At 40.8% G+C, this 21,895-nt stretch carries 19 protein-coding genes and 3 pseudogenes; 12 read left to right on the top strand and 10 right to left on the bottom strand.

What is annotated here, in order from left to right:
* Positions 1 to 356: 356 nt before the first annotated feature.
* Positions 357 to 692: a Rossmann-fold NAD(P)-binding domain-containing protein gene (locus FN831_RS26230; protein WP_221931415.1), complete on the bottom strand. Its 336-nt coding sequence runs from the start codon at positions 690 to 692 to the stop codon at positions 357 to 359.
* A gap of 357 nt (positions 693 to 1,049) precedes the next feature.
* On the opposite strand from FN831_RS26230, the gene FN831_RS28010 reads away from it, so the two are divergent.
* Positions 1,050 to 1,451, top strand: a complete 402-nt coding sequence (locus tag FN831_RS28010; RefSeq protein ID WP_221931414.1) for a helix-turn-helix domain-containing protein — start codon at positions 1,050 to 1,052, stop codon at positions 1,449 to 1,451.
* A gap of 604 nt (positions 1,452 to 2,055) precedes the next feature.
* Here the strand turns inward: FN831_RS28010 and FN831_RS26220 are convergent.
* From FN831_RS26220 to FN831_RS26200, 5 genes are all read right to left on the bottom strand, one after another.
* A complete protein-coding gene (locus FN831_RS26220; protein WP_142531185.1) occupies positions 2,056 to 2,781 on the bottom strand; it encodes an SDR family oxidoreductase in 726 nt (241 codons plus the stop codon).
* A gap of 180 nt (positions 2,782 to 2,961) precedes the next feature.
* Positions 2,962 to 3,759: a helix-turn-helix domain-containing protein gene (locus FN831_RS26215; protein WP_142531184.1), complete on the bottom strand. Its 798-nt coding sequence runs from the start codon at positions 3,757 to 3,759 to the stop codon at positions 2,962 to 2,964.
* Position 3,760: 1 nt separating this feature from the next.
* Positions 3,761 to 4,117 carry a hypothetical protein gene (locus tag FN831_RS26210; RefSeq protein WP_142531183.1) on the bottom strand — a complete coding sequence of 119 codons (357 nt, stop codon included), beginning with the start codon at positions 4,115 to 4,117 and terminating at the stop codon, positions 3,761 to 3,763.
* The gene (locus FN831_RS26205; protein WP_142531182.1) at positions 4,098 to 5,165 is read right to left on the bottom strand and encodes an SDR family oxidoreductase; all 1,068 of its coding nucleotides are present in this window, start codon (positions 5,163 to 5,165) and stop codon (positions 4,098 to 4,100) included. Before FN831_RS26205 ends, FN831_RS26210 begins: the two co-directional genes overlap by 20 nt.
* 201 nt (positions 5,166 to 5,366) lie before the next feature.
* Positions 5,367 to 5,720, bottom strand: coding sequence for a winged helix-turn-helix transcriptional regulator (locus FN831_RS26200; protein ID WP_142531181.1), 354 nt, complete (start codon positions 5,718 to 5,720; stop codon positions 5,367 to 5,369).
* 80 nt (positions 5,721 to 5,800) lie between these two features.
* Here FN831_RS26200 and FN831_RS26195 point away from each other — a divergent pair, with 80 nt between their 5' ends.
* From FN831_RS26195 to FN831_RS26180, 3 genes and pseudogenes are all read left to right on the top strand, one after another.
* Complete coding sequence (locus tag FN831_RS26195; protein WP_142531180.1) at positions 5,801 to 6,601, top strand: SDR family oxidoreductase; 801 nt, start codon at positions 5,801 to 5,803, stop codon at positions 6,599 to 6,601.
* A gap of 709 nt (positions 6,602 to 7,310) precedes the next feature.
* Positions 7,311 to 8,038: pseudogene (locus FN831_RS28520) on the top strand (SDR family NAD(P)-dependent oxidoreductase).
* Positions 8,039 to 8,378: 340 nt separating this feature from the next.
* Positions 8,379 to 8,972, top strand: coding sequence for a helix-turn-helix domain-containing protein (locus FN831_RS26180; protein WP_394348338.1), 594 nt, complete (start codon positions 8,379 to 8,381; stop codon positions 8,970 to 8,972).
* On the opposite strand, the gene FN831_RS28005 is transcribed toward FN831_RS26180, so the two are convergent.
* The gene (locus FN831_RS28005; protein WP_221931413.1) at positions 8,969 to 9,724 is read right to left on the bottom strand and encodes a carboxymuconolactone decarboxylase family protein; all 756 of its coding nucleotides are present in this window, start codon (positions 9,722 to 9,724) and stop codon (positions 8,969 to 8,971) included. The two genes, FN831_RS26180 and FN831_RS28005, sit on opposite strands and share 4 nt — an antisense overlap.
* Before the next feature lie 15 nt (positions 9,725 to 9,739).
* Here FN831_RS28005 and FN831_RS28310 point away from each other — a divergent pair, with 15 nt between their 5' ends.
* The gene (locus FN831_RS28310; RefSeq protein WP_262711903.1) at positions 9,740 to 9,865 is read left to right on the top strand and encodes a hypothetical protein; all 126 of its coding nucleotides are present in this window, start codon (positions 9,740 to 9,742) and stop codon (positions 9,863 to 9,865) included.
* A gap of 105 nt (positions 9,866 to 9,970) precedes the next feature.
* On the opposite strand, the gene FN831_RS26170 is transcribed toward FN831_RS28310, so the two are convergent.
* The 3 genes from FN831_RS26170 to FN831_RS26160 form a co-directional block, all read right to left on the bottom strand.
* Positions 9,971 to 10,624 (bottom strand): hypothetical protein, encoded by a 654-nt coding sequence (locus FN831_RS26170; RefSeq protein ID WP_142531177.1) that lies wholly within the window; start codon positions 10,622 to 10,624, stop codon positions 9,971 to 9,973.
* Positions 10,625 to 10,744: 120 nt separating this feature from the next.
* Entirely contained in the window at positions 10,745 to 11,053 is a 309-nt protein-coding gene (locus FN831_RS26165) for a hypothetical protein (protein ID WP_142531176.1), read from the bottom strand.
* Positions 11,054 to 11,321: 268 nt separating this feature from the next.
* A complete protein-coding gene (locus FN831_RS26160) occupies positions 11,322 to 12,764 on the bottom strand; it encodes a carboxylesterase family protein (RefSeq protein ID WP_142531175.1) in 1,443 nt (480 codons plus the stop codon).
* Positions 12,765 to 13,504: 740 nt separating this feature from the next.
* On the opposite strand from FN831_RS26160, the gene FN831_RS28515 reads away from it, so the two are divergent.
* From FN831_RS28515 to FN831_RS26125, 7 genes and pseudogenes are all read left to right on the top strand, one after another.
* Positions 13,505 to 13,651, top strand: a complete 147-nt coding sequence (locus FN831_RS28515) for a hypothetical protein (RefSeq protein ID WP_142531174.1) — start codon at positions 13,505 to 13,507, stop codon at positions 13,649 to 13,651.
* A 21-nt stretch (positions 13,652 to 13,672) separates the two neighbouring features.
* A pseudogene (locus FN831_RS26150) lies at positions 13,673 to 14,116 on the top strand (transposase); the annotation flags it as partial.
* Between the two features lie 228 nt (positions 14,117 to 14,344).
* Positions 14,345 to 15,559 carry a transposase gene (locus tag FN831_RS26145; protein WP_142531172.1) on the top strand — a complete coding sequence of 405 codons (1,215 nt, stop codon included), beginning with the start codon at positions 14,345 to 14,347 and terminating at the stop codon, positions 15,557 to 15,559.
* 27 nt (positions 15,560 to 15,586) lie between these two features.
* A pseudogene (locus tag FN831_RS27995) lies at positions 15,587 to 15,886 on the top strand (transposase); the annotation flags it as partial.
* A gap of 949 nt (positions 15,887 to 16,835) precedes the next feature.
* Positions 16,836 to 17,162, top strand: a complete 327-nt coding sequence (locus tag FN831_RS26135; RefSeq protein WP_142531171.1) for a DUF3892 domain-containing protein — start codon at positions 16,836 to 16,838, stop codon at positions 17,160 to 17,162.
* A gap of 265 nt (positions 17,163 to 17,427) precedes the next feature.
* Complete coding sequence (locus FN831_RS26130; RefSeq protein ID WP_142531170.1) at positions 17,428 to 20,004, top strand: AAA family ATPase; 2,577 nt, start codon at positions 17,428 to 17,430, stop codon at positions 20,002 to 20,004.
* 209 nt (positions 20,005 to 20,213) lie between these two features.
* Positions 20,214 to 21,767, top strand: a complete 1,554-nt coding sequence (locus tag FN831_RS26125; protein WP_142531169.1) for a hypothetical protein — start codon at positions 20,214 to 20,216, stop codon at positions 21,765 to 21,767.
* Positions 21,768 to 21,895 lie beyond the last annotated feature (128 nt).

Genomic DNA, 21,895 nt, shown 5'->3' with positions numbered 1-21,895 from the left:
ACGAACAGCCCCCCTCTCATTGCCGAATAAATTTTGGGCGATTGGGGCAGCAAATAAAAGGGATTAACATTTTAAAACTTTTCGATTATGAAAATCATTGGAAGGCTGACAAGGAATGCGCAGGTGCGCAACGTGTCGGAGGAACAAAAGGTAGTGAATTTCTCGGTAGCGCTTAGCGGGGATAGTGTAAGATCATAATAAAATATCTCTGTTGGAATAATTTAAGAACGGTGCGATTGTCATTCATGAGAGATCAACATCTAATTGGGTGAAAAAAAAATCACATTTTAAATCAATCGTTTTACCTTTGTCTCCGATATGGCAAGGACCCTGGAATTCAACGAGGATGAAGCAATTCAGAAAGCAATGGAAGTTTTCTGGAGAAAAGCACCGGTCTGGATAAGCTCTACGAAATATGAACTTACCTCCGGTTGGTGATAAGCTATTGTTTCTCCGGTAATGTCTGATAGCAGGTCAGCGATCTCAGCGGCGGAGAAAGCGATTTCTGTAGCGATGACATATTCTTTATTTTCATGACCTGGAGTAGTCAATACAACGGCATTCGCTTCAGCCATTTCTTTTATTGGCAAAAAGGGAGTTCTGCCATTTCCGGCTGGAATGGAAATACCATTATTTAATATATCCTTTCCTACAAGAAAGGGGATCATGTCAGCATACATGGTACTGTTCATTAAAGTATAGGGAATGTCTATTTGTTTTAGATAATCCGCTGTATTGCGTGATATCGAACCCGTTCACCCATAATACTTTGATGTAAACTCTTCATGTCGAAACAGGTATAAATGATGTGGCCAATAGCCACACTAATTAAATATGAAAAGGACGGCCTGCCTTATAAGGCTATTGTAATAAAGCTAACTAATGAGATTTTAAGGGAATTTTACGAAAATAAAAACTTGAAAGTCACTTCAACTTTCAAAAGTGGTAAAATTATTCAGTTGCCGAAAAGCCCTTTATGAGATAGCTTTTTTGCTTCCATTCTTCCCTATTTTGAATTGGACTATAAATTACCGCAAGAACTCTCTAAGTTGAAAATACAGGAAGCTGTTACTGTCCTGCGTTCCATAAATAAGGGAATTGACAACATTTTATCTGACTTTTCTGAACCAAACAAAATCAACCTTGCTGGATTTATGGAACGGAACTATATGTTCAATATGCCTTTGGAAAAGTTTAGCTATTTGACAGGCAGAAGTTTAACAACTTTTAAACGGGATTTTAAAAGGGCATTCAATACAACTCCACAAAATTGGTTAACTAAAAAGCGTTTAGAATTGGCACATTATCCACTTACTGAAAAACACAGGAAGCCAATTGATATTTTTTACGAAGTTGGCTTTGAAAACTTATCTCATTTCTCATACGCTTTCAAAAAACAATTTGGGGTGACACCAACAAAGCTTGCCGACAGAAAAATACCTGACAGATAATAGTTGATCTGCATAATCGCCGGTATAGGCGATATTAAAATTCACATTGTTTCTATGCTCCACGCCATTAAAGTGTTCGACATCGCTATCTCTCTACAAAACAAAAAGCGCCGAAAATCAGCGCTTTTTATTGTCAGCGGGCTGAGTGGTAGCACAGTCAAACACCTAATGCCTGTTTTAACGTTTTTTTGAGCGTTTAATCCTTGTTTCACCATAAAATTGCCTTAAAAGATTTATGCAAAAAGAGGCATCGGACTCACCGGGAAGAACTGATTCTCGTAACAGATTTCTGTGAGTGATTTAGATTGTACTTTTTTCAAATACCATGTTTGGCAGCGTTAGATATACTCAGGTCTGCCGCCTATTTCCATGCGTCTTGCATAAGTTGCTTTAGCATTCTCACCAGCAAAGTAGCCGCTGGTCTTATTATCGGTCGCAGCTTCGCAGATAATTTCCGCAACCTGTTCCGAGGTATTAGTGAATCTAAATCCACCTAACATTTTTTCATCGCTCTGTCGCATATAGGATGAGATACCAGATCAGAACAACGACTAAGAAAATCTGGCTTAGTTCCGCTGGGTGGCGGCTTAGTTTTCATTACGCTTTAACTTGGGTTGAGCTTACTAAAGTATTCGGCTATGGTATCGTTGTTAACTTTTGCCCTTGCCTCACTTGTACCGAAGGTAAGTTCAGTGCTACCGTTCTTCAACTGCTCAAATATAGAGTCAATGAAATCACTCACTGGGGGAGCAGCATCGTGGAGACCTTTCCCGCCAAGATCAGTATTCAGCGCAGGTGGTATTACCTCGATCACCTCAATACCGGTATCTTTAAGCTGATGCCTTAAGGACAGGGTGTACGAACGGAAAAAGGCCTTTGTAGCGCTATATACCCCAACCTTGGAGAAAGGAATAAAGGCCAGCCCGGATGTTACATTCAGGATAGTGGTGAGCGATTTCAGCTTCAGGAAAAGCGATGTTAAATGGAGGGGAGCAAGAATGTTGATCTCAACTTCCTGGCTTGCCTTTTCAAAAAAGCCATCCTCGGCAACAGTTATCCAGTTCTGAATGCCGGCATTATTGACCAGCACGTTCAAATCGCTGTGGTTTTCAGCGACCCAGTTGTAGAGCGCTATTCGCTCGGCTTCAACCGAAAGATCACATTGTTTGGTGATCACGCCCGGAAGTTTAGCTGCAACGTTAGCCAGTACATCCTCGCGCCGGCCGCAAATGATGACCATATTGTTTTCTTTAATAAATTTTTCGACCATTCCCCGGCCGATACCGCTTGCACCGCCAGTTATTAAAATCTTGTTGTTTGATAATTTCATTTTCTGGTTAATTGTAGTTTTTTATATTGGTACCACCGGCTCAAGTCCTTAATTCCTGCCGGCGCCGAGATCCTATTATGATATTTTATGTTGCAAAGATCCGCAATAATCAGATAAAGACAGTAGCCTGATCAATTTAATCGCGGGGAGTTGCATCAGAATGTTCAATAAAACGGCCTGCTAGCGACTGGCCTCCTTCTTTTTGTCTGTAAGTTCTGTGGGGGTCATTCCAAATGATTGCTTAAATGAATAGGAAAAATGTGACAGATCTTCAAAGCCAAGGCTAAGGTAAATGTCAGAGGATTTCTGGTTTTTTTTATCAATGAGAAAATAGGCTTCTTCCAGTCTTTTCTGAACTAACCAATGATTGGGTGTATCGTTGAAAATAGTTTTGAAGTCCCGTTTAAAAGAAGATAAACTCCGACCGGTTAAATAGGCAAACCGGTTAAGGCTGACATTGAATTTGTAATTACGGGTCATAAATTCTTCCAGGTCTATTTTACCCGGTTTTCTGAACTCAAATAAAACTGCGGCAAGCCCAGGCTGGCTTTTAAGCAGTATAATTAAAAGCTCTTCGTATTTTACATCCTCAAAGGCTTCATCCAGCTGCATTACCCCTTTATAATAAGGCTTTACGGATTTGATAAAACTTTTTATCAAGTCTGAATTTGGTATTTTGATAAAAGTATCTGTTGATGCAACATATGTTTGTTCTGATCCGTGCTTTTTCTGAAATTCTTGCAGAAAAGGTTCATCAAAGCAAAAAAGTATGGGTTCAAACCCCTCTTTGCTGTCTAACAACTCATATTTTGCCAGTCTGTTTTTTCTGGCAATACAGGCATCTCCCGCTTTGAAAGTATGGCTTTTGTTTCCATCAAAAACACGGATCGCTCCTTTGGCGAGGTATATAAAAACATGGTCGGGAATGAACTGTTCGCCCAGGATATTTGTCCTGGTATCATCTGCTATAGTTCTCATATCAATAGCCGTTTTTGAGTGGATGGCCTAAATAAATCAGCAGCAAGGGCATTGCAAGGAAAGGAATCTCGATCAGTGCAAATTTATAGTTCCCGGCCTTTAAAGCTAAGGTCATCATTAATAACAGCAGTACTGCCCTTAACACATTTCCTGCAAAAAAAGTTTGTGGAAACAAGATCAAAATTACTGAAAGTATAGGGCAGATCCCAAAGATCACACGAACGGTGTCGGTAATTCCAAGCAAGGCCATCATCTGTAAATATTCCGCGGAAGGCTTGCTAAAAGTCCGTGAACCGTGGCTCAGGCCAAAGTAAGCGGTTACCAAAATGAGTAAGGCACTAATTATTTTTATCAGCATTATTATTTTTGTTGATTAAGTTGAATTTTATCATTGAATCTACCGACGCCAGGATGGTTTCTTCCTGCGAAGCAATAGGTTCCCAGCCCAAAATGTTTTTTGCTTTGGCATTGCTTACCTTGCGGTTCATATTGATGAACATGGCCCCTTGCTTTGCCTGTGCATTAAACAGCGCGCTCAGTTTTATCACAAAAGTCGGGACTGTTTTGGCAGAAACTTTTTCCGCTGCTTCCGGCCGCGTCTTTTTTAAGAATGCTGCAATCTCGGGCATAGAAATTTGTCCGTCTGCCGAGGCTATAAATCTTTGGCCGTTTGCCCCTGGATTTTCCATGGCGCGAATGTGCAGATCCGCTACGTCGCGCACGTCCACGATATTTAACGGAATGGGCGGCACTACCTTCCAGGTTCCATCAAGCATATGTTTTAAGATATCAAAGCTGCCTGAGACATGTTCATTTAAAGGGGGGCCAAAGATTGCAACAGGATTTATGGTTGTAAATTCCAGGCTGCCACCTTCTCTTGTGATGAATTCCCATGCGGCACGTTCTGCCAGTAATTTTGATTTTTCATAAATCGACAGGCCTTTCAGATCGGGGTCGGTCCAATCGGCTTCGGTGGTCTCTCTGCCCTTATCTGTTTGACTAAAGCCAACTGCACCAAAGTTTGAGGTCATTACCACACGTTTTACACCTGCATTGCGGGCAAACTTCAGGATTCTGGTTATGCCTTCCAATGCCGGCCGTATGGCCTCATTTTCATCTTTTGGCATGTCAAAAAACACGGGTGAGGCCACACTCAAAACATAGTTGCAACCTTTCATTACCTCCTCCCAATTATCATCTTTTGTCAGTTCTGCCTCCATGAAAGAAAGATTGTCAAACGATGTGATGCCGTTCGCAGTTAATGCAGCTGTTATTTTGCCTTTGCCTTCTAGCGAACGCAATGTCGTTCTGACATTATACCCTTTCTGCAAAAGCCGGGCAATGCAATGTCCGCCCACGAAGCCCGAGCCTCCCGTCACTAAAACCAATTTATCTGTATTTGTCATTTTTGTAATTATTTATCCCACAAAGGTCGCCACAAAATAATCTGCCCGTTTTGTTGTAAAGTCCAATTTTGTTTTGCTGAGAGGTCCAAAATAGTTGGGTTGGTTGAGAGCAAGGCCTGTAGGTTCTAAATTAGGCTTCCTCAGGCGACGAGATCAGAAGATAACCTGACCATTTACAGATCAGCATTTTGGTAATCTATGTTATACAGCTCTCGATCTGCTTACCAATTTCTTCCTATGATTTTTTCCCCACTCTTCCATTGGTTTCACAACCAGGCCAATGCTATAGCAATAATCCGTTACATCATATTCGATCTTAATCGGATAATCACTCACTATTGTTCTGTTAATGAGCAAATTTTCTTCCAGGTGCTTCAGTTCTTTGGATAGTACCCGATTGGTTATGTTCGGAATAGACGTAGCGATATCATTAAACCGTTTGTTCCCTTCGTAGATAGAAAGGATAATAGGCAATTTCCATTTACCGCCAAGCACAAATAGCGTGTCCTGTACCGCTTTAATTTTTTCCCTGAACCGCTTTTCGTTGTCGCTCATTTAGGTATCCTTTTGTATATCGGTATCAAATGTATACTTTTTAAGGGCTATGTTTGTGGTTTATTACTAAAATATTTTTTATGAAAACCATCTTCGTTACAGGCGCTTCATCAGGTATAGGAAAAGCTGCCGTAAAATTGTTTCATTCACACGGTTGGAAGGTAATTGCCACGATGCGCAGCCCGGAAAAGGAAACAGAGCTGTCGCAGCTTAAGAATGTAACGATCCTCCCGTTGGACGTTACGGATGTTAAGCAGATAAAGTCAACCGTTGAGGAAGCGATTTTATTAGATAAAATAGATATCGTGTTGAACAATGCGGGATATGCATTGTTTGGTGCCATGGAGGCATTCCGCGACGAACAGATTACGCGTCAGATCAACACCAATCTTTTGGGAACAATGCGTGTTACGCAAGCATTTATTCCGTATTTCAGAGAAAAGAAAAATGGTTTATTCATCAACATTACCTCCATAGCAGGATTGGTAGCATACCCTTTCAGCCATGTATACCATGCTACGAAATGGGCATTGGAAGGCTGGAGCGAAAGTTTATCCATCGAACTGGCACCTTTTAATATTGGCGTTAAAACAATATCACCAAGCGGGACCCAGTCCGATTTCCTTACCCGTTCATCTGATCTGGTATCTCATCCGGTGTATGACGATGCAATGCAAAAAATGTTAGGGGGATTTAAATTTACCAATACGGCAGAGCAGGTTGCGGAAATTATCTGCGAAGCTGCAACCGATGACAAGGATCAGCTGCGCTACCTTGCCGGTGAAAGTGCAAAAGCAACGTATGCAAGACGTCTGGAAATAGGTGCAGAGGAATTTAGAAAAGAGATCACCCAAACCTATCTAGCTCTTCAAAAGCGCTGACAGCCTGTGTTCCATTGACGCCGATAAATCTTTTATGTATATCCCGTTCAGTCATTAGCCCATGCTCGCTGGCTGTATTAACGGATTGGCTACCAAGACAGACAATTTGACCAAATGTATTGAGGGACTAACTGCAAAAGGTGTGGCGGTCGGTACCACAAATCAGACTCCGTGGGGTAAGTTTGCAGTTGTAATAGACCCTGACGGTAACCATTCAAGTTTACATGAAGCCCAAATTTGGATATAAGTGCTTCGCTTTAACAGGCAGTCAATAAATGAATTGGGTCGGGTCTTTTCGTGGTCACATAAAAATAGGACGCCTTCAAAGCTATTGATTTTGAAGGCCTTTTCAGTTCAAGGATTTTATTGACAACTAAATATACCATGCTTGATTATGGTTATTAGCCACATTTCGGTTCGAGTACCAACGGGTTAAACTGTTGGTTTATATTTCTAATCATCAAAGAGCCCTGTTCAATGGTTCCCGATATCATCTTTTGCCTAAGGAATAATTTACGTGTAAATAAAACGTCTAAACAAAGTAAATTAGGATTTTTGAACAAAGTTTAACAATAAAATGTAAGCTACTTTTGTATCAAAGATTTTAAAACACAGAATAAATGGAAAAGTTAAAGAATATCCTCATTACAGGTGCCGCTGGGGGTTTCGGCACAGTTACTATAGAAGCTTTACTCAAAGAGGGTATACAGTGACGGGTGCCACGCGAGATACAGAAGGTAGAAACAAACAAGCTGCGGAAGCTTTAAAAGGTAAGGGTGCATTTATTGTAGAAATAGATGTGACAAGCGACGACAGCGTGGTGGACGGTGTAAGCAGAGCCGCAGTGGAAATGGGGAGCATAGATATGCTTATTAATAATGCGGGTTTAGGGGCAGGAGGAATTCAGGAAGGATTTACTGCCGAGGACTGGAGAAAGTATTTGATGTTAATGTTTTTGGTGTACAGCGAATGACACGAGCCGTATTACCCTATATGAAAAAACAGCAGTATGGACTTCTTATGTTGATATCAAGTCTGAGCGCAAGGCTGTCAGTACCTTTTCAGGGACCTTACAGCCCATCAAAATGGGCGGCTGAAGCTTTAGCCGAAAGCTATCGGATGGAAGTTTCCAATCTGGGAATTGAAAGCTGTATTGTGGAACCGGGTGCATTTCCAAATGAATTTATCAATTCTTTGCTCCAACCTAGCGAGATCGAACGAGCGGCAGACTATGGAGCAGTAAAAGATCTGCCAGGTGAATTATTGGCATCTATAGACGGGGTTTTCAAATCTAATCCGGAACACTCGCCAGTTTTAGTTGCCAAAGCTATTCTTGAGCTTATAAAAATGCCGCATGGCAAAAGGCCGTACCGAAGTAGACGTGATGTTCATGGGAGGTCTTGTAGCGCCCTTGAACCAACAATTGGCAAAAGCTAACGAAAGCATGTACGAAGCTTTTCAAATGACTTACCTCACGACAGTTAAAAATTAAGACTTCGGTAGTGCTTAACAGTAGTCATTCACTCCGTACTCATTTTCGTACCTTTAAAAGATGGAAAAAAGATTAGGTAACCCTTCGTCCGAAATCGTTTTGAGCTGTTCATCGGAAAAGTATTTACGGAATGAAGTGCGGCTCGATGACCATTGTTTTGTCAGGATTATTTCTGGCGAGGTAAAAGTCGTAGGAGCTGATGTCAGCAACGTATTTGGCCCCGGGGACACGCTGCTCTTTCCCCGCCGGCAGCTTTGGACCGTCATTCAATAACCTAAAGATAACATGGTTTACAAGTGTGTTTTAATTATATTGAAGGGCGAACGGTTAAAGGACTACTATTCACGTAACAGCGTCCACGAAAATATAGAACGCTCACCCGCTGTTAAATCTTATGAGAAGCATCCGCTTATAGAAAGTTACCTCGCATCGTTATTACCTTATTTTGAACTGCAGGATGAATTGCCGGAGAAGCTTGTAACTTTAAAGATTGAAGAGGCACTTACTATTTTAAGGTCTCTTGATAAGCGTGTTGATAGTTTTTTAGCGGATTTTTCAGAACCTGGCAAAATTGATTTGGAAGAGTTTATGGAACAAAATTATATGTTCAATATGCCTTTGGAAAGATTTAGCTATCTAACGGGGAGAAGCCTGACCACTTTCAAACGTGATTTCATTAATATTTACGGAGCTACACCACAGCGTTGGCTAACAAAAAAGCGTCTGAAACTAGCCCATTATTTGCTTTCGGAAAGTAAACAAAAATCAGTTGAGGTATATAGGGAGGTAGGCTTTGAGAATCTGTCGCATTTTTCATATGCTTTCAAGAAACAGTTCGGTTATGCGCCGAAAGAAATATTTATTGCAAACGAAAACTAATTTAAGCAGCTTTTATGTGACTTAATGGCTGCCCTAGTTCGAGGTTCTCTACCGGAACTGATTCGGGTAGCGGCAAGCACTGAGATGGTAGCCAGCTCTCTTTCCTTATAGGTCAATATATCCCGCTCAAAAATATTTACAAAAAGATGCTCTTTGAGAAAGATTTCAATTTGCGGTGCAAATGCCGCATAGCCCGTTTTCGGTTCGTTTTCCGATACGCCTGTCAGTTCTTCCAGTACCGCCTTGCCGCGTTCGTATTTGCTGCGCTCATCTTTAGCTACACGGCTTTCCTCCATCTCAGGGGCAAGCAGTTCTTTAACAATCCAGTTATCTTCAATATCCAGCATTTCTTCATGGACAGTTATCGCCAATTGTTCAGCGGGATTATCTACATTAATGATCTGCATATAATCCAGCACAAACTCCTCAGAATCTTTAAGAGGAAGATAGTCGGATAAATAACCCTGAATATAATGCACCGCCAGCCAGGTATATTTTTCCTCCTGGGTAAACAGTTTACTCTTTGAACCATGACTGGCATCCGTGTAACCATTACCGTTATCTTTACGGTTAAAGCCTAATGATTTCATATAAGTAATAGCGGAAGAGATAGCCCATGCATATACAGAAAGATGGTTCAACCCCAAATGGTCCATATAAGCTTTCAGGAACTCTTCGCCTTTATCCTCCGGCTCCTCACCCTTATCCAGCGATTGGTACTCCAAGAAGTCGTCAAATGATCGCTTGATCATGTACCAGGCCAAGTCATGAACAATTGGATAAATTTCCTCCCCGCCCTTATTAAGGGCATCAATATCGACAGAAATGAATTTCAAAGTATCGACCTGACGAGGCCTGGCCAGCATAGCCTGATCCTCACTGATCCCTCCTAAATAAAACGCCTTTTCAATTACTGACCGGAAGCCGGTCCTGACAATTATATCGGGATGGTCACCCAGTTGCGCAAAAACATTGGCCAGTGCCCATTCCGCCAGTTCCTACAAAGCAGCTTTGTCCTTTAACCTGGAGGCGACCCCTAAAGTGACCGCTGCCAGATCTTCCTGTATTTGCGGATCATTGCAGGGGAATAATTTGTCCAGCAATAATTTAAACTCGTGGGGTTGCTTGATCGCCCAACCAGTTAATGATGTGCGCAGCCCTTCACGAAAAGACTGGTCCAGCGTACCAAGCGCCCACACGAAAACCAGCGGGTATTCATTGTGCAGCGAAAGTTCATGCAGGTAAAGCTGGCCTTCGCCGTGCGGGTCGATCACCCGTCGCAGATCATACCGGTAATACGTTTTGTTTCCGTCTTTTTCGAGTTCATGAATATCATGGCGATCCATCCCGAGCCATATCTTATCGCGGTCTACCGCTGTTGGCTGCTGCATCAATAAGCCATGGAGATAATCGGCACCGAAATAATTGGCAGAGGATGCTGCTGAGGGATAAATGAAGTTGCGGAATACGAAATGGCGACTTCTGTGATCCTTAGAGAATGATTCCTCTATAGTTGCCTTATATGAGGTGGCGAGATCAGGCGGAACTTGGATAAGCGCATTCATCCGTAACTGCTCGATGGTTGCTACCGATAATCCTTCTGCAAGGTAATCATCCTGGGCTATCAGCAAATCATGCTCATGAAAAAGCATATTGACGATTTCCTGTACTATGCGGAAATCGCCCGGTTTGAGGGACCGTTTTAAAACGTACCAGGAATGACTATAGGCTGCGTCACTTGATAATTGACGTGCGTCTTTGATCTGGATCGCTTACCACTGCAGGTCTTTATCGGTATATGATAACAAGCTATCCATAGGCTGGTTGCTTTTGTTCATCAGCGTATAAGTACCGCTCACAGTGTAACTGTTGGTTTCCGGGTACAAATCAATGTTGGTTCTAACGGTGGTAATGGTTGGCTGCGGCTGGTTGCGCCATTTTTTATATCGTTCCTCATATGCCCGTTTCCAATTATTGCGCTCGTCCTTGCTTTTAATTACTGTTTGGTTCGATATAACGAAGCCCGACAGTAAGGCTCCGGCGAAAGAATTTAAAAGCGATAACATACTTGTAAATTCCATTTGTCCGGGATTCACAGCAACTCGTGCAGGTATGGTAGAGATGGGCGCACGGCCTATTAGTGAAAACACCCCTGGTATAGCATGGGCAGCTACATTGCCGGATGACGGGCCAACGGGCAGTTCTTTAAAGATATGGCTCCGGTTGCCTGGTAATAATTTTCAATCAGCCAATAAATGATCAGGTGACTGTTTTCACGAATGGCCACCTGATCATAAAGGTATAAGACTTGTATTAAGAATAACGCGATCTGCAACGTTGTCGAGATTTCTATTTTGAGACCCGGTGATATTCCAATATTCCGGGAAGCTCCCGACGTTCGTCCAAAATCCCGTCACGAGCAAATTTTCCCCAGACCGCTCGAATTTTCTTTCCGGCATCATATACTTTTGACCAGGAGATTCCCTTAGTTAACATTGACCTGCTCCACACTTCCTGATCGCCGAACAATAAGGGTATATCGATAATGTGTACGGCTCCATAACCATTTTCGTGTCCCCAGGTTAGCTTATACTGGTATACCGATGCTCCTTCCTGCGTGGCAAGTAGCTCCGCCAATTCGGTAGCAGGCCTTGTATAGATGCTTCTGGTGCTTTTTGCTATCAAAAAGCTTAAGAACGGTTTACCGATGAGAGGTATATGTTGTAACACTGTTAATGTTTTATTAAATGGAGTCAAAAGTGCTAATTCATTTTCAGCATATCCTATAAGTACGTCTACATGGCCAGCCCTATCCTGCCATACCTTTGAAGCTTCAGCTTCTGCAGGTAAAGGAGCCTGTCCATATTCAACCCCAAAAGGCATGCCGCCAACCTTGCCATACTTTTTCATTTTTGTAATCAATTTTGACTGGAATGCTAATACCTCCCATAGTGGAGTTTGGGCTGTTAATTCAAGGCTCATTTCTTTCATTTCAGCAAGCATGGTTTGTTTGCCTTTTCTCAATGCCAATGGAGCACTTTGAATGATCACCCGTTTAAACAATCCTTCGACACCATCAGAAATCATTAGATGGGCAACAGCATCCCCTCCTGCGGATTGGCCGAAGACCGTTATATTGCCCGGATCACCTCCAAAGGCATAAATATTATTCTTTACCCATTTTAGGGCCTCAATAATATCAAACAGCCCAAGATTAGCAGGGCGGCCAGGGATCCCTCCTAAAAATCCGAGTATGCCAAGACGGTAGTTGATATTGACCACGATAACGTGCTGTTCGCTGACAAGAAACTTAGGATCGTAAGCTGCTGCATCTCCCGCGCCACCCGTATATGACCCTCCATATACCCATATCATTACGGGAACTTTGTCGTTTGCTGTTATATTTTTTGGGATGGTAACTGAAAGGTATTGGCTTTGCTCCGCTATATCTAATCCCTTCAACAGATCAAACCCTAATACCTTGTTCGTCATTTCAGATGGCATTTGAACGGGTGCGGGACCATGCTTTGTAGCCTGGAACACTTCCTTAAAAATCGGGAATGGTTTGGGGTAGCCAAACCGTTCGGAATAGGCATATGGAATTCCTGTGGCCCTGATGACCTGATCGTCTTCCCATCCCTCAATTGTACCGACAGATGTCGTGAATGTTAATTGCATATTTTTTATTTGCTTGTTTAAGGACACTTGTGCGGAGCAGACCAGGCTTGTTACAACAAACCATATAAAAATTGCCAGGGATGTTCCTGCTCTACATTTAATGTTATTATACATATCGTGCGGATTGTTGCTTTCGGTGTCTTTGCATTTATCAAGACTGTCCGTTGACTTTCCTTTATATCCGACTCCAATCCAACTAGAAAAAAATGCCTTATAAAATTGTGAAACTGATTTAAGGCAAAATAACTAACACCTAAAATTTGAAGATGAACGATTTTTACGATACGTAAAACTACTGAGATATTGGATCATTCTTTGCAAATATTATTACCTGCACCGGAACATTTAGAGATGGCTTATCTATTAGATAACTATTTGCCGTAACTGATTAATTAATTTTTATCAAAAAAACAATTTGACAAAATTTATTTTTTTGTCAAATTGAGTATCTTTGTACCAGACAAGAAACATATGGCTTTAGCAGCAAACATACAGGACGATTTGTTACCGGAGCAGATACTTCAGGCGGCATTGCAGCTTTGAAAAACCAAATGTTACTGATCGATAAGTAAGTAATGATAATGCAATGGCCAGTGCACCAAAAACGGCCAAAATACAAGTCAGGCTTAAAAAAAAGTGATTATAAACAGTTATGCCAATCAATGCAAAACATATATAATGATGGGCAAAAGAATTACGCAATAAAAAGCCAGCCATAGTTTTAACTGAATGTTCTTCTCTAGTTTGCCTACATCGTTAATAAAAGTATACTGAGCTAAGGCTAATTTTTGCTTGATAAAGTAATGAACTTTAATGCAATACAAGATCCATGAAACAAATACTATAGCTGTCCGATGAACAAGCCTTTACCTTTAAAAGGATTTCATACAACTCTGGACGGCACGGCACAAAAAATCTACCGTACATCATCAACAGATTGTAAAGTGTGTCCGATGAAATCCTCCTGTGGCAACTCTAAAAAGTTAGAGTTAAATAAGTAATTTAGTGATACTTAGGACACGATGAAAAATAAAGAACCATTTGATTTTGAGCGCTTCAAAAATGAAGCAATGGAAGGCCTTTATCAAGGCAAAAAGATGGGTGGCACCGATGGTGTTTTCGCCCCAATTTTAAAGTATTTATTAGAATCGATGCTCGAGGGAGAGCTTGATAACCATCTCCAGGAGAGCAAAGCTACTGATGATCCCAACCGACGTAATGGAAGGACGAAGAAAAATGTCCGCAGTTTGCAGTCCGGAGAATTTGAACTGGAAAGCACTCGGGATCGCAACGGTACTTTTGAACCGAAAATTGTCGCTAAACGTCAGCTAATCATTACAGAGGAGCTAGAAGACAACCTAATAGCGATGTACGCACGTGGAATGAGTACCCGCAATATTTCTGATTACGTAAAGGAAATGTATGCCATGGATATTTCTGCGACAGAGATCTCCAACATAGTGAACGTAGGACGCACTTATCAAGAGGTTATCAGAAAATTGACTTTTAAATTTTTGGTTACTTAATTTGCAATTACTACGTGGGAGAAATGATAAGCTTCATGGCATACTTGATTAAAGACTGCTTATTAGATCTGCTAATTTATTCTCATTATTCCACCGTGGCCGTTGCAGAACTCCAATAAATTATAATTTTTGCTTTTATAAAAGTGGGGAAATGCGTAAATTAAAGGCATGCAAGGCAGAAAGGACTATACCGAAAAGCTGTTCACCAGCTTTCAGCTATCAAGCCGGGTTCCCAAGGAAAACCTGTACCGCAGGCTCCGCGAAACTCTTGATCTGAGCTTTTTATACAAAGACACAAAAGAATTTTACGGCAAGACCGGCAATCCATCGATCGATCCGGTAGTGTTTTTCAAGCTACTGCTTACTGGTTACTTGGAGAACCTTACTTCTGACCGCAAACTGGTCGAACATTGCTCTATGCGGATGGACATATTGTACTTCCAGGGGTTTGATATAGATGAAGAATTACCTTGGCACTCTACTATCAGCAGAACAAGGCAACTTTATCCCGCGTCCCTATTCGAGACTTTGTTTAATAAAGTGTTTACCCTATGTGTAAACAGTGGAATGGTTTCTGGCCATAGTCAGGCGGTAGATTCAGCGCCCGTTAAAGTCAATGCTTCCATGGAAAGTGTGGTATTAAAAACACCAGCCAACTCCATAGATAATCACTTGAAAAAAGTGGTGGAAGAGAATAAGGAGGTTAAAAATAAGATTGACCCAGTTTCTTCAGCAGCACACATTACTGCACCGGAGCATCAATTAAGGCGGGTTAATAAACATCACCAAAACTTACGCGACAATCGTGGCGGACGGCCTAGTGCTACAGACGAAAAAGCACAGTTATTTAGTAACAAAACACATTACAACCCACATGATCCGGATGCCCGTATATCAGTAAAGCCGGGCAAAGCAAGAAAGCTAAATTACCACTGCAGCATGGCCGTGGATACAGCCGAAGGGGTAATCTCACATATTCAGGCAGATTTTGCTGATGGCAGAGACAGCCAATACTTACCCGCCATCAGCATGCAGGTACAAAACCGATTAAAGAAAAATGAATTGGTAATGACGGACGTGCTTGCAGATGCAGGTTATTCCAATGGTTCTAATTACAATTTTCTGGAACGTCGGAAGATTACTGGGTGGATACCTGTATTTGGTAAATACAAACCTGAAATCGAAGGCTTTCCATATAATAAAGAAAAAGATGAATATAGCTGTCCGATGAACAAGCCTTTACCTTTAAAAGGATTTCATACAACTCTGGACGGCACGGCACAAAAAATCTACCGGACATCATCAACAGATTGTAAAGTGTGTCCGATGAAATCCACCTGCGTTCCCAATAAAAGTTTAAGACAGATTACCAGGACAATTTAAGATGAGGAGTATCTCCGAGCTTACAGTAGACAGCATAGTAAAAGAGGTAAACAAATGAAAAAGCTGCGACAAAGCACAGTAGAACCTGTCTTTGGTAGTTTGACCCAGTACTATAGCTTACGAAAAATAGGTGTACTAGGCAAAGCCGGTGCCCATAAAGTCATGCTCATGGCAGCAATAGCGTTCAATCTCAAAAAATACCTTAAAAAAGGAGGAAGAAAGTCTTCCATTACCTTCTTTAAAGCCATTATAGATGCCCTATGCCGATACTTAAACACTTTTTTGGTAAGTCCAAGTGAAATTGAAAATCACTATCACTTTTCTTAAAAGGAGACAACGCCATCTCTAAGACCTAGGTCAAAGTAAAAAAACACCTTCTGCAACAACCACCTTCGTTTTCTGAGACATACCTTCTCTTTTGCTAGCTAAAGAAAAATGGCAGTGTGGTCTTATGTTCAATCGTTAGTTATGCATTTATGCTTTTATGTATTTGGATAACTCCTAGTGTTATAAAATTTTTATTTCCAAGTGCAGAACATACATTCTCTTTAAGTTCTTCCGGATCTAATTAGCTGCATTTTTCCGATTGTACCCTGTTAATCTTCGTTTTTGAGATCCATTAATTGCCCTGGTTGGTTCGGATCTGATCAGCCGGCAACCGGTCTCAGGCACAAGTTTATCGTTCAGGAATTTTGATCTAAATTCAAACCAAAATGCCTTTGTGATGTTAATCGATCCTCTTCAACATCTTCAGAATAAAGTATGCTACTGCCAGGAATTTTATATTCTATACGGTATGGTTTATCGTTTGCGACTTCGTATCCAACAATTATTACTGATGCAGCTGGAAGCCTTGTTCCTGGTTCTAACAAAATTGCACCTTACCCTATTAAAAATTTTTGTTGAGACATATTGTTTATTTTTTAAATTTTATATTTTATCGAACTTGACAATTGGCATCCAGAAGATGTTCGTTTTTTGAGACATTATCCTTTTTATTATTCTTTTACTTATATAAATACTGCATTTTTTGCTGAAACCTATAATCTTTACAAATGTGGGCAACAATAAATATAAGGTTTTACGGAAAACCGTAATTGAATGAAAGAAGTTAACTTTAAATTTACTGTCACTTGATATTATCAGAAATAGATATGCGCAGACCATTGAAGCAATAAGCCTTCATTGAATTCCTGCAGAAGCTACGTGCTTGAGATAGAGAAGCTGTCATTCTGTTAACGTAATAATAAACTAATTATAAACTCGATATTCTATTATGGCAAAATGGGCTGACTATCTGATTTCTGGGATTTGGCAAACAAAGACTGGTAATTCAACTTACATTTCATACGTATTTATCCATGTTGACACTGCTCAGGGGTTTCAACCTGGAAAAAAAATAAGTCGACCTGAGGTTGTAGCGTTGCTTAAATCAGGAAAAACCATAAAGACTATGCAGTGGAACTATACTAAAGGAACGTGGAATAGGGGAGCAGACGTTGGGCGTGTTACAATGGGTGGAATTGAATACTTAAGAAGTCATAAAGATGGGACTGTCAATGATAATTTAGATAATCTTATTCCAATGGATCATTTTGTCTAGCTTCTATCATGCGTAAAGATTGCGGAATTGTTTTACTTTGATTATAATTCGGCGTTATTTTATGAAAGCATATGAGGCATATTAAATAGCTGAATAGTAAATGGCAGCTTTTTCATATGCCCAATTCAAATTAAAAATTACACCTTAAATATTGTGTAATGGCTTATATCACCAGCTGATCAAAAGAATAATCAGTATATCAGGGTCAACAATTCGCTTTACGGTGAGAATGTATTAATTTTAAACAAACCTATAATATCCCCCTATGCCGAATGAAATCCTAAGGACTTTAGAAACGGATATCCTTTCTTTTACCCAGGGACTGCCTTATTGGTCGCAGTTCTTATCGGAAAAATTATTATCCGGCGTAGCACTAACAGATGAAGATCATCAAGCCGCTTATCAGTATTTCCTGGAAGATGCTGGGCTGTCCGAAAAAACCGAACGGCCAGATATCGCGATTATCTGTAAGACGCAATCGGGTTATTATAAGGATGATTTGAAATTGCTGAAAATTTCGGGTGTAACGGGTATTAATGCCCTCGTGCAAGACCAGGTAATGACTTTGGGTCCGAACCTGACCATCATTTATGGAGCTAATGGCTCGGGCAAATCCGGCTATATTCGTTTATTAAACAATGTGTTTATTACCAAAGGTGATAAAACTATTCTGCCCAATGTTCATGATACGGGTACGCCGCCTACCAAAGCGGCGGAATTTACTTTTGAATCGGGGGGCACAAAATCAGTTTTCCACTATCCGACCGATTGCGGCCACGCAGAGTTTAAACAATTTTCTGTTTTTGACGAAAAAGCGGTGCAGGTCCATTTGAACAATAAAAATCAGTTCAATTTTCGTCCGGCCGGGCTTTCCTTTTTTGCTGACCTGAACGAGGCTTATAAAAATCTGGAAGAATTGGCCCAAGCGGATATTGATAAGCATGCTAGTAGCACGGATTTGGCGGCCTTATTTGACGGAGAATCTAATATTAAAAACATGGTTGCCGACCTATCGGCTAAGTCCAAGATTCAATACTTGAAGGCGCTGTTGCCTTTTACGGCTGAAGATAAAGCAGAACGGACGAAATTAGAAGGTGAAAAAGCGGCTTTGACCGCATTGAAAAAAGATAAAGAAATTCAGGATTTACTACAGCAGCAAACGCTGCTGGCCAGTTTAAAAACTGCCATCAATAGTTTGAATAGATATTTCACGATCGATCAGTTGACTAAAGCCAACGATAAAATTAAGGACTGCGTTGAAAAAGAACTTTTAGCAGCAAGTCATGATATTGATCAGTTTAAAAAAACGTCGCTTGGTCAGATCGGCGGAGCTGAATGGCGGGCATTTATAGCGGCCGCCGATGTATTTGCCCGTTTGCAAGACAAAGGTGGAGTTAGCTATCCAGAACCAGGTGATAGCTGCCTGTTATGCCAGCAACCGCTGACTGGGGAGGCAGTATCGCTGGTGAGCGCCTATTGGGCATTTATCAAAAGCAAGGCCGAACAGGACAGCAAGGATGCACAGGCCGCCTTGGCTACTTTCAAAGATGCGTTAGGAAAATTGGATCTGAATGTTCTGCCGGATACGGGTATCTTGTATAAATGGTTATCGGAAAATAAGGCTGCTGAACTGGCCCTTATCACGGCCGAGCTCCAAATGCAGCTGAAACTGAGGGATGCTATTATAAGGGACATTAGCGATAAAAAGGTAGTGAATTACCAGCCCGCGCAGATCAATACTGCTGTGATAGATTTAATCACTGAAGAAATTGGAAACCGGATCAAGAAATTGAAGGAGGCTGATGTGGCTGAAGCAATTGAAAAACTTCAAAAACAGATCACCGTATTCAATCACAAGGAAAAACTCGGTGACCATATTTCAACTATAGAAAAGGTGTTAGAAAATCTGGTCTGGACGGATAAAGTAATTAAAGCCAAATCGAAGATCTCGAAACGGGACATCACCACTAAGGAAAAAGCGTTATCAGGATTGTATTTTAATCAGGCGTACATAGATCGTTTCAATGCTGAATGTGTTCGTTTAAAAGGGGCATTTGGCATTAATATAACGCATACTGGTTCTGCCGGCACCTCTTTTCGTCAACTCAGCCTGAAAGGACGGCAACCTTCTGATGTACTCAGTGAAGGCGAACAAAAAGTAATCTCATTAGCTGACTTCTTGTCAGAAACTATTTTATCAGGCATAAATAAAGGAATCATTTTTGATGACCCGGTAAATTCGCTCGATGAAAAACGCAAAAGCCATATCGCCGAACGCCTGATCGAAGAATCAGCCAACCGGCAAATCGTAGTCTTTACCCATGACTTAGTGTTTGTATCACAACTGATCACCTACTGTCAGGATAATAATAAGCAACACATTTGTCACTGGATTGAACAACGTGATGGTAAGCCGGGTTACATCTCCTTGGAAAATGCGCCATCCTACGAAAAGGATTATAGAAACCAAAATATACCGATCGCCCATTACACGGCTGCTAAAAAACCGGAATGCTCGGCCAAAGACAGGGAAACTTATCTCAGAGACGGTTTTACCAGCCTGCGCACATGCTATGAAGTATTAGTGATTAACGGCCTCTTTAAAAATGTTGTTCAGCGTTTCAATGAGCGGGTCAGCGTCGATACTTTAAAGACCGTTAATTTCGACATCGCGATCAGGGACGAAATCTCATCCGGCTTCTATGATTGCTGTAAGTTCATGGAAGGCCACTCGCATAGCGACGGGCTTCCCTACCGCAAACCTGAATTGGAGGATCTCAACACCGAAGTACAACGTTATATAACGATCAGGGCAAAAGTAATGACGAAGCCAAAAGCCTAAAAAAGCTGCTCAAATAGATCGAGTGTCTTACTCAACCGAGTTCGCCAGCATTTGGCGATCTCTAAACCTATGCGCTCAATTTCCAACGGTTCTAGGCTGGAAGTTGTATTAACAGGTAAATGCTCCCATAAGCCTTGATGTAAGCGAATAGAGAAGCGTTCCCTGATAGCTTGGTTATTAACCGAAACTGCAAACTCCGGCAAATCCCATTGCGGTGGCTCTTCGACCACAACCTTTGTGTCCAAGCCTTTAATAATAGCTGGGAGTTTCGGCAAAACAGACCCCATCATTCCGCAATTAAACTGACGTTCTATTCCGCTCCAAATTTCACTGAAATACGCACCGTAGCACCACGGAGCCTAAATGGTATTCCCTTAGACTTACAAATTATCCCGTATTTTCTTGAGTCGTTAAAAGGAATTTCGAGTGACATTATAAATGTTAAGGTTAATCAGGTTGATGAAATTATTCAAGAAAAATGGGTAGATATAGCCTATGAAGATCTTTTTTTTCCGTCTGCTTCTTTACGACGCTTTCTAAACTATTTTGGATCTGACGTTGACATAAAGAGAACATCGTTCAGAACTCTTTTAGAGTCATTTAATTTTTTGAGGGATGAAAAGCCTTTGTTGACGGATTGTATCCATTTCCTCTCCGAAAGATATAATTCTGCTAAAGAGGGTGTCAATTTGAAAAGTGCAATTCTTGGCAATGATCGCAAGAACTTTTCTTTTTTACCAACATACGAGGAGTCCACAGTCATTTTTCATTTAGCTACGACAGACCATTTCTCAAGTTTTAATTATCTTAAATTAAATTTTAAAGAACGTTTTTTGAATTTTTTTAAAGCCTTCAATAATGGTTCAGTTGAAGTACTAAAAAAGATGATTTTAGAGAGTCCGAATCCTTTAGGAGAAGAGGCGATTACAAACTTAGCTGAAACAGTGCAAGGCAGTGAAATGCACGCAATTTGGAAAGATAGGCAGCTATCTACCGTATTCATTGGCCTTAACCCAAGGCTTACTTTCAATAAAGATTTTTGGTGGGCTAACTTAAATAATCAGCAAGAAATTATTCATCAATTACAACGTACGAATATAGACGAATTAGGGTGGAGAAAAATTGCTGAAATTTTAATTGACAGCGATTCTCGAATCGAGCCAAAGTTGCTGTCTGAGCAGATTTCCGGATTGGGAAAGATAATTCTTGATAAAATTAATAGTGATGCAAATACTGAGATCGGGAACAATTGGTTAAAGTTTATTAGAAATAATCCTAAGGCCGTTTTGGAATGGATGAACGGCAGTGAACGATTTATGCCAAATACTATAAATATATTAGTGCAGATTCTTAATCCAAACTCAGAGGAGGTCGTACGAAATGGATTGGCACCGTGGCTTTCGTTCCTCAAAAGTTTAAACTCCAATGATCTCACCAAACTAAATATTGAAATTCATGTATTTTGTCTTTCTTTAGCATTCAATTCTAACTATCCAGAGTCACAGGAGATTTTTGCGCTATCTTTCGAAAAAGTATATTTTGCAATGGCAAACGACAGTGTAAATTATTCGTTATGGCGCAGTTTAGAAATTCATACAAAACCACTTTCTTGGCTTAAAGACTGGGATAAATGTAAAAAACTTGTAAATGCTTTAGTTGATCATTTTATCTCAAATGGTTATTCTGCAAAGCGATTTGTATCCAATCTTAGCAGCGAGAACCTAAAAGACAGGATATTAACTCAATATAAGAAAAGAAGATAAGCTAGTTATTGCGTATTTCGAGACTGTAAATCGAACTGTGTCAACTCTTGATAATCAAGAGTAAGAATAAGTAAATTAGTATAAACTTATGGACACAATGAACAGTAAAAAACCATTTGATTTTGAAC

Source organism: Pedobacter westerhofensis, assembly GCF_900182595.1.
GTDB classification, from domain to species: domain Bacteria; phylum Bacteroidota; class Bacteroidia; order Sphingobacteriales; family Sphingobacteriaceae; genus Pedobacter; species Pedobacter westerhofensis.
The sequence above is the reverse complement of the archived record's forward strand: the minus strand, read 5'-3'. Positions and strand labels throughout refer to the sequence as shown.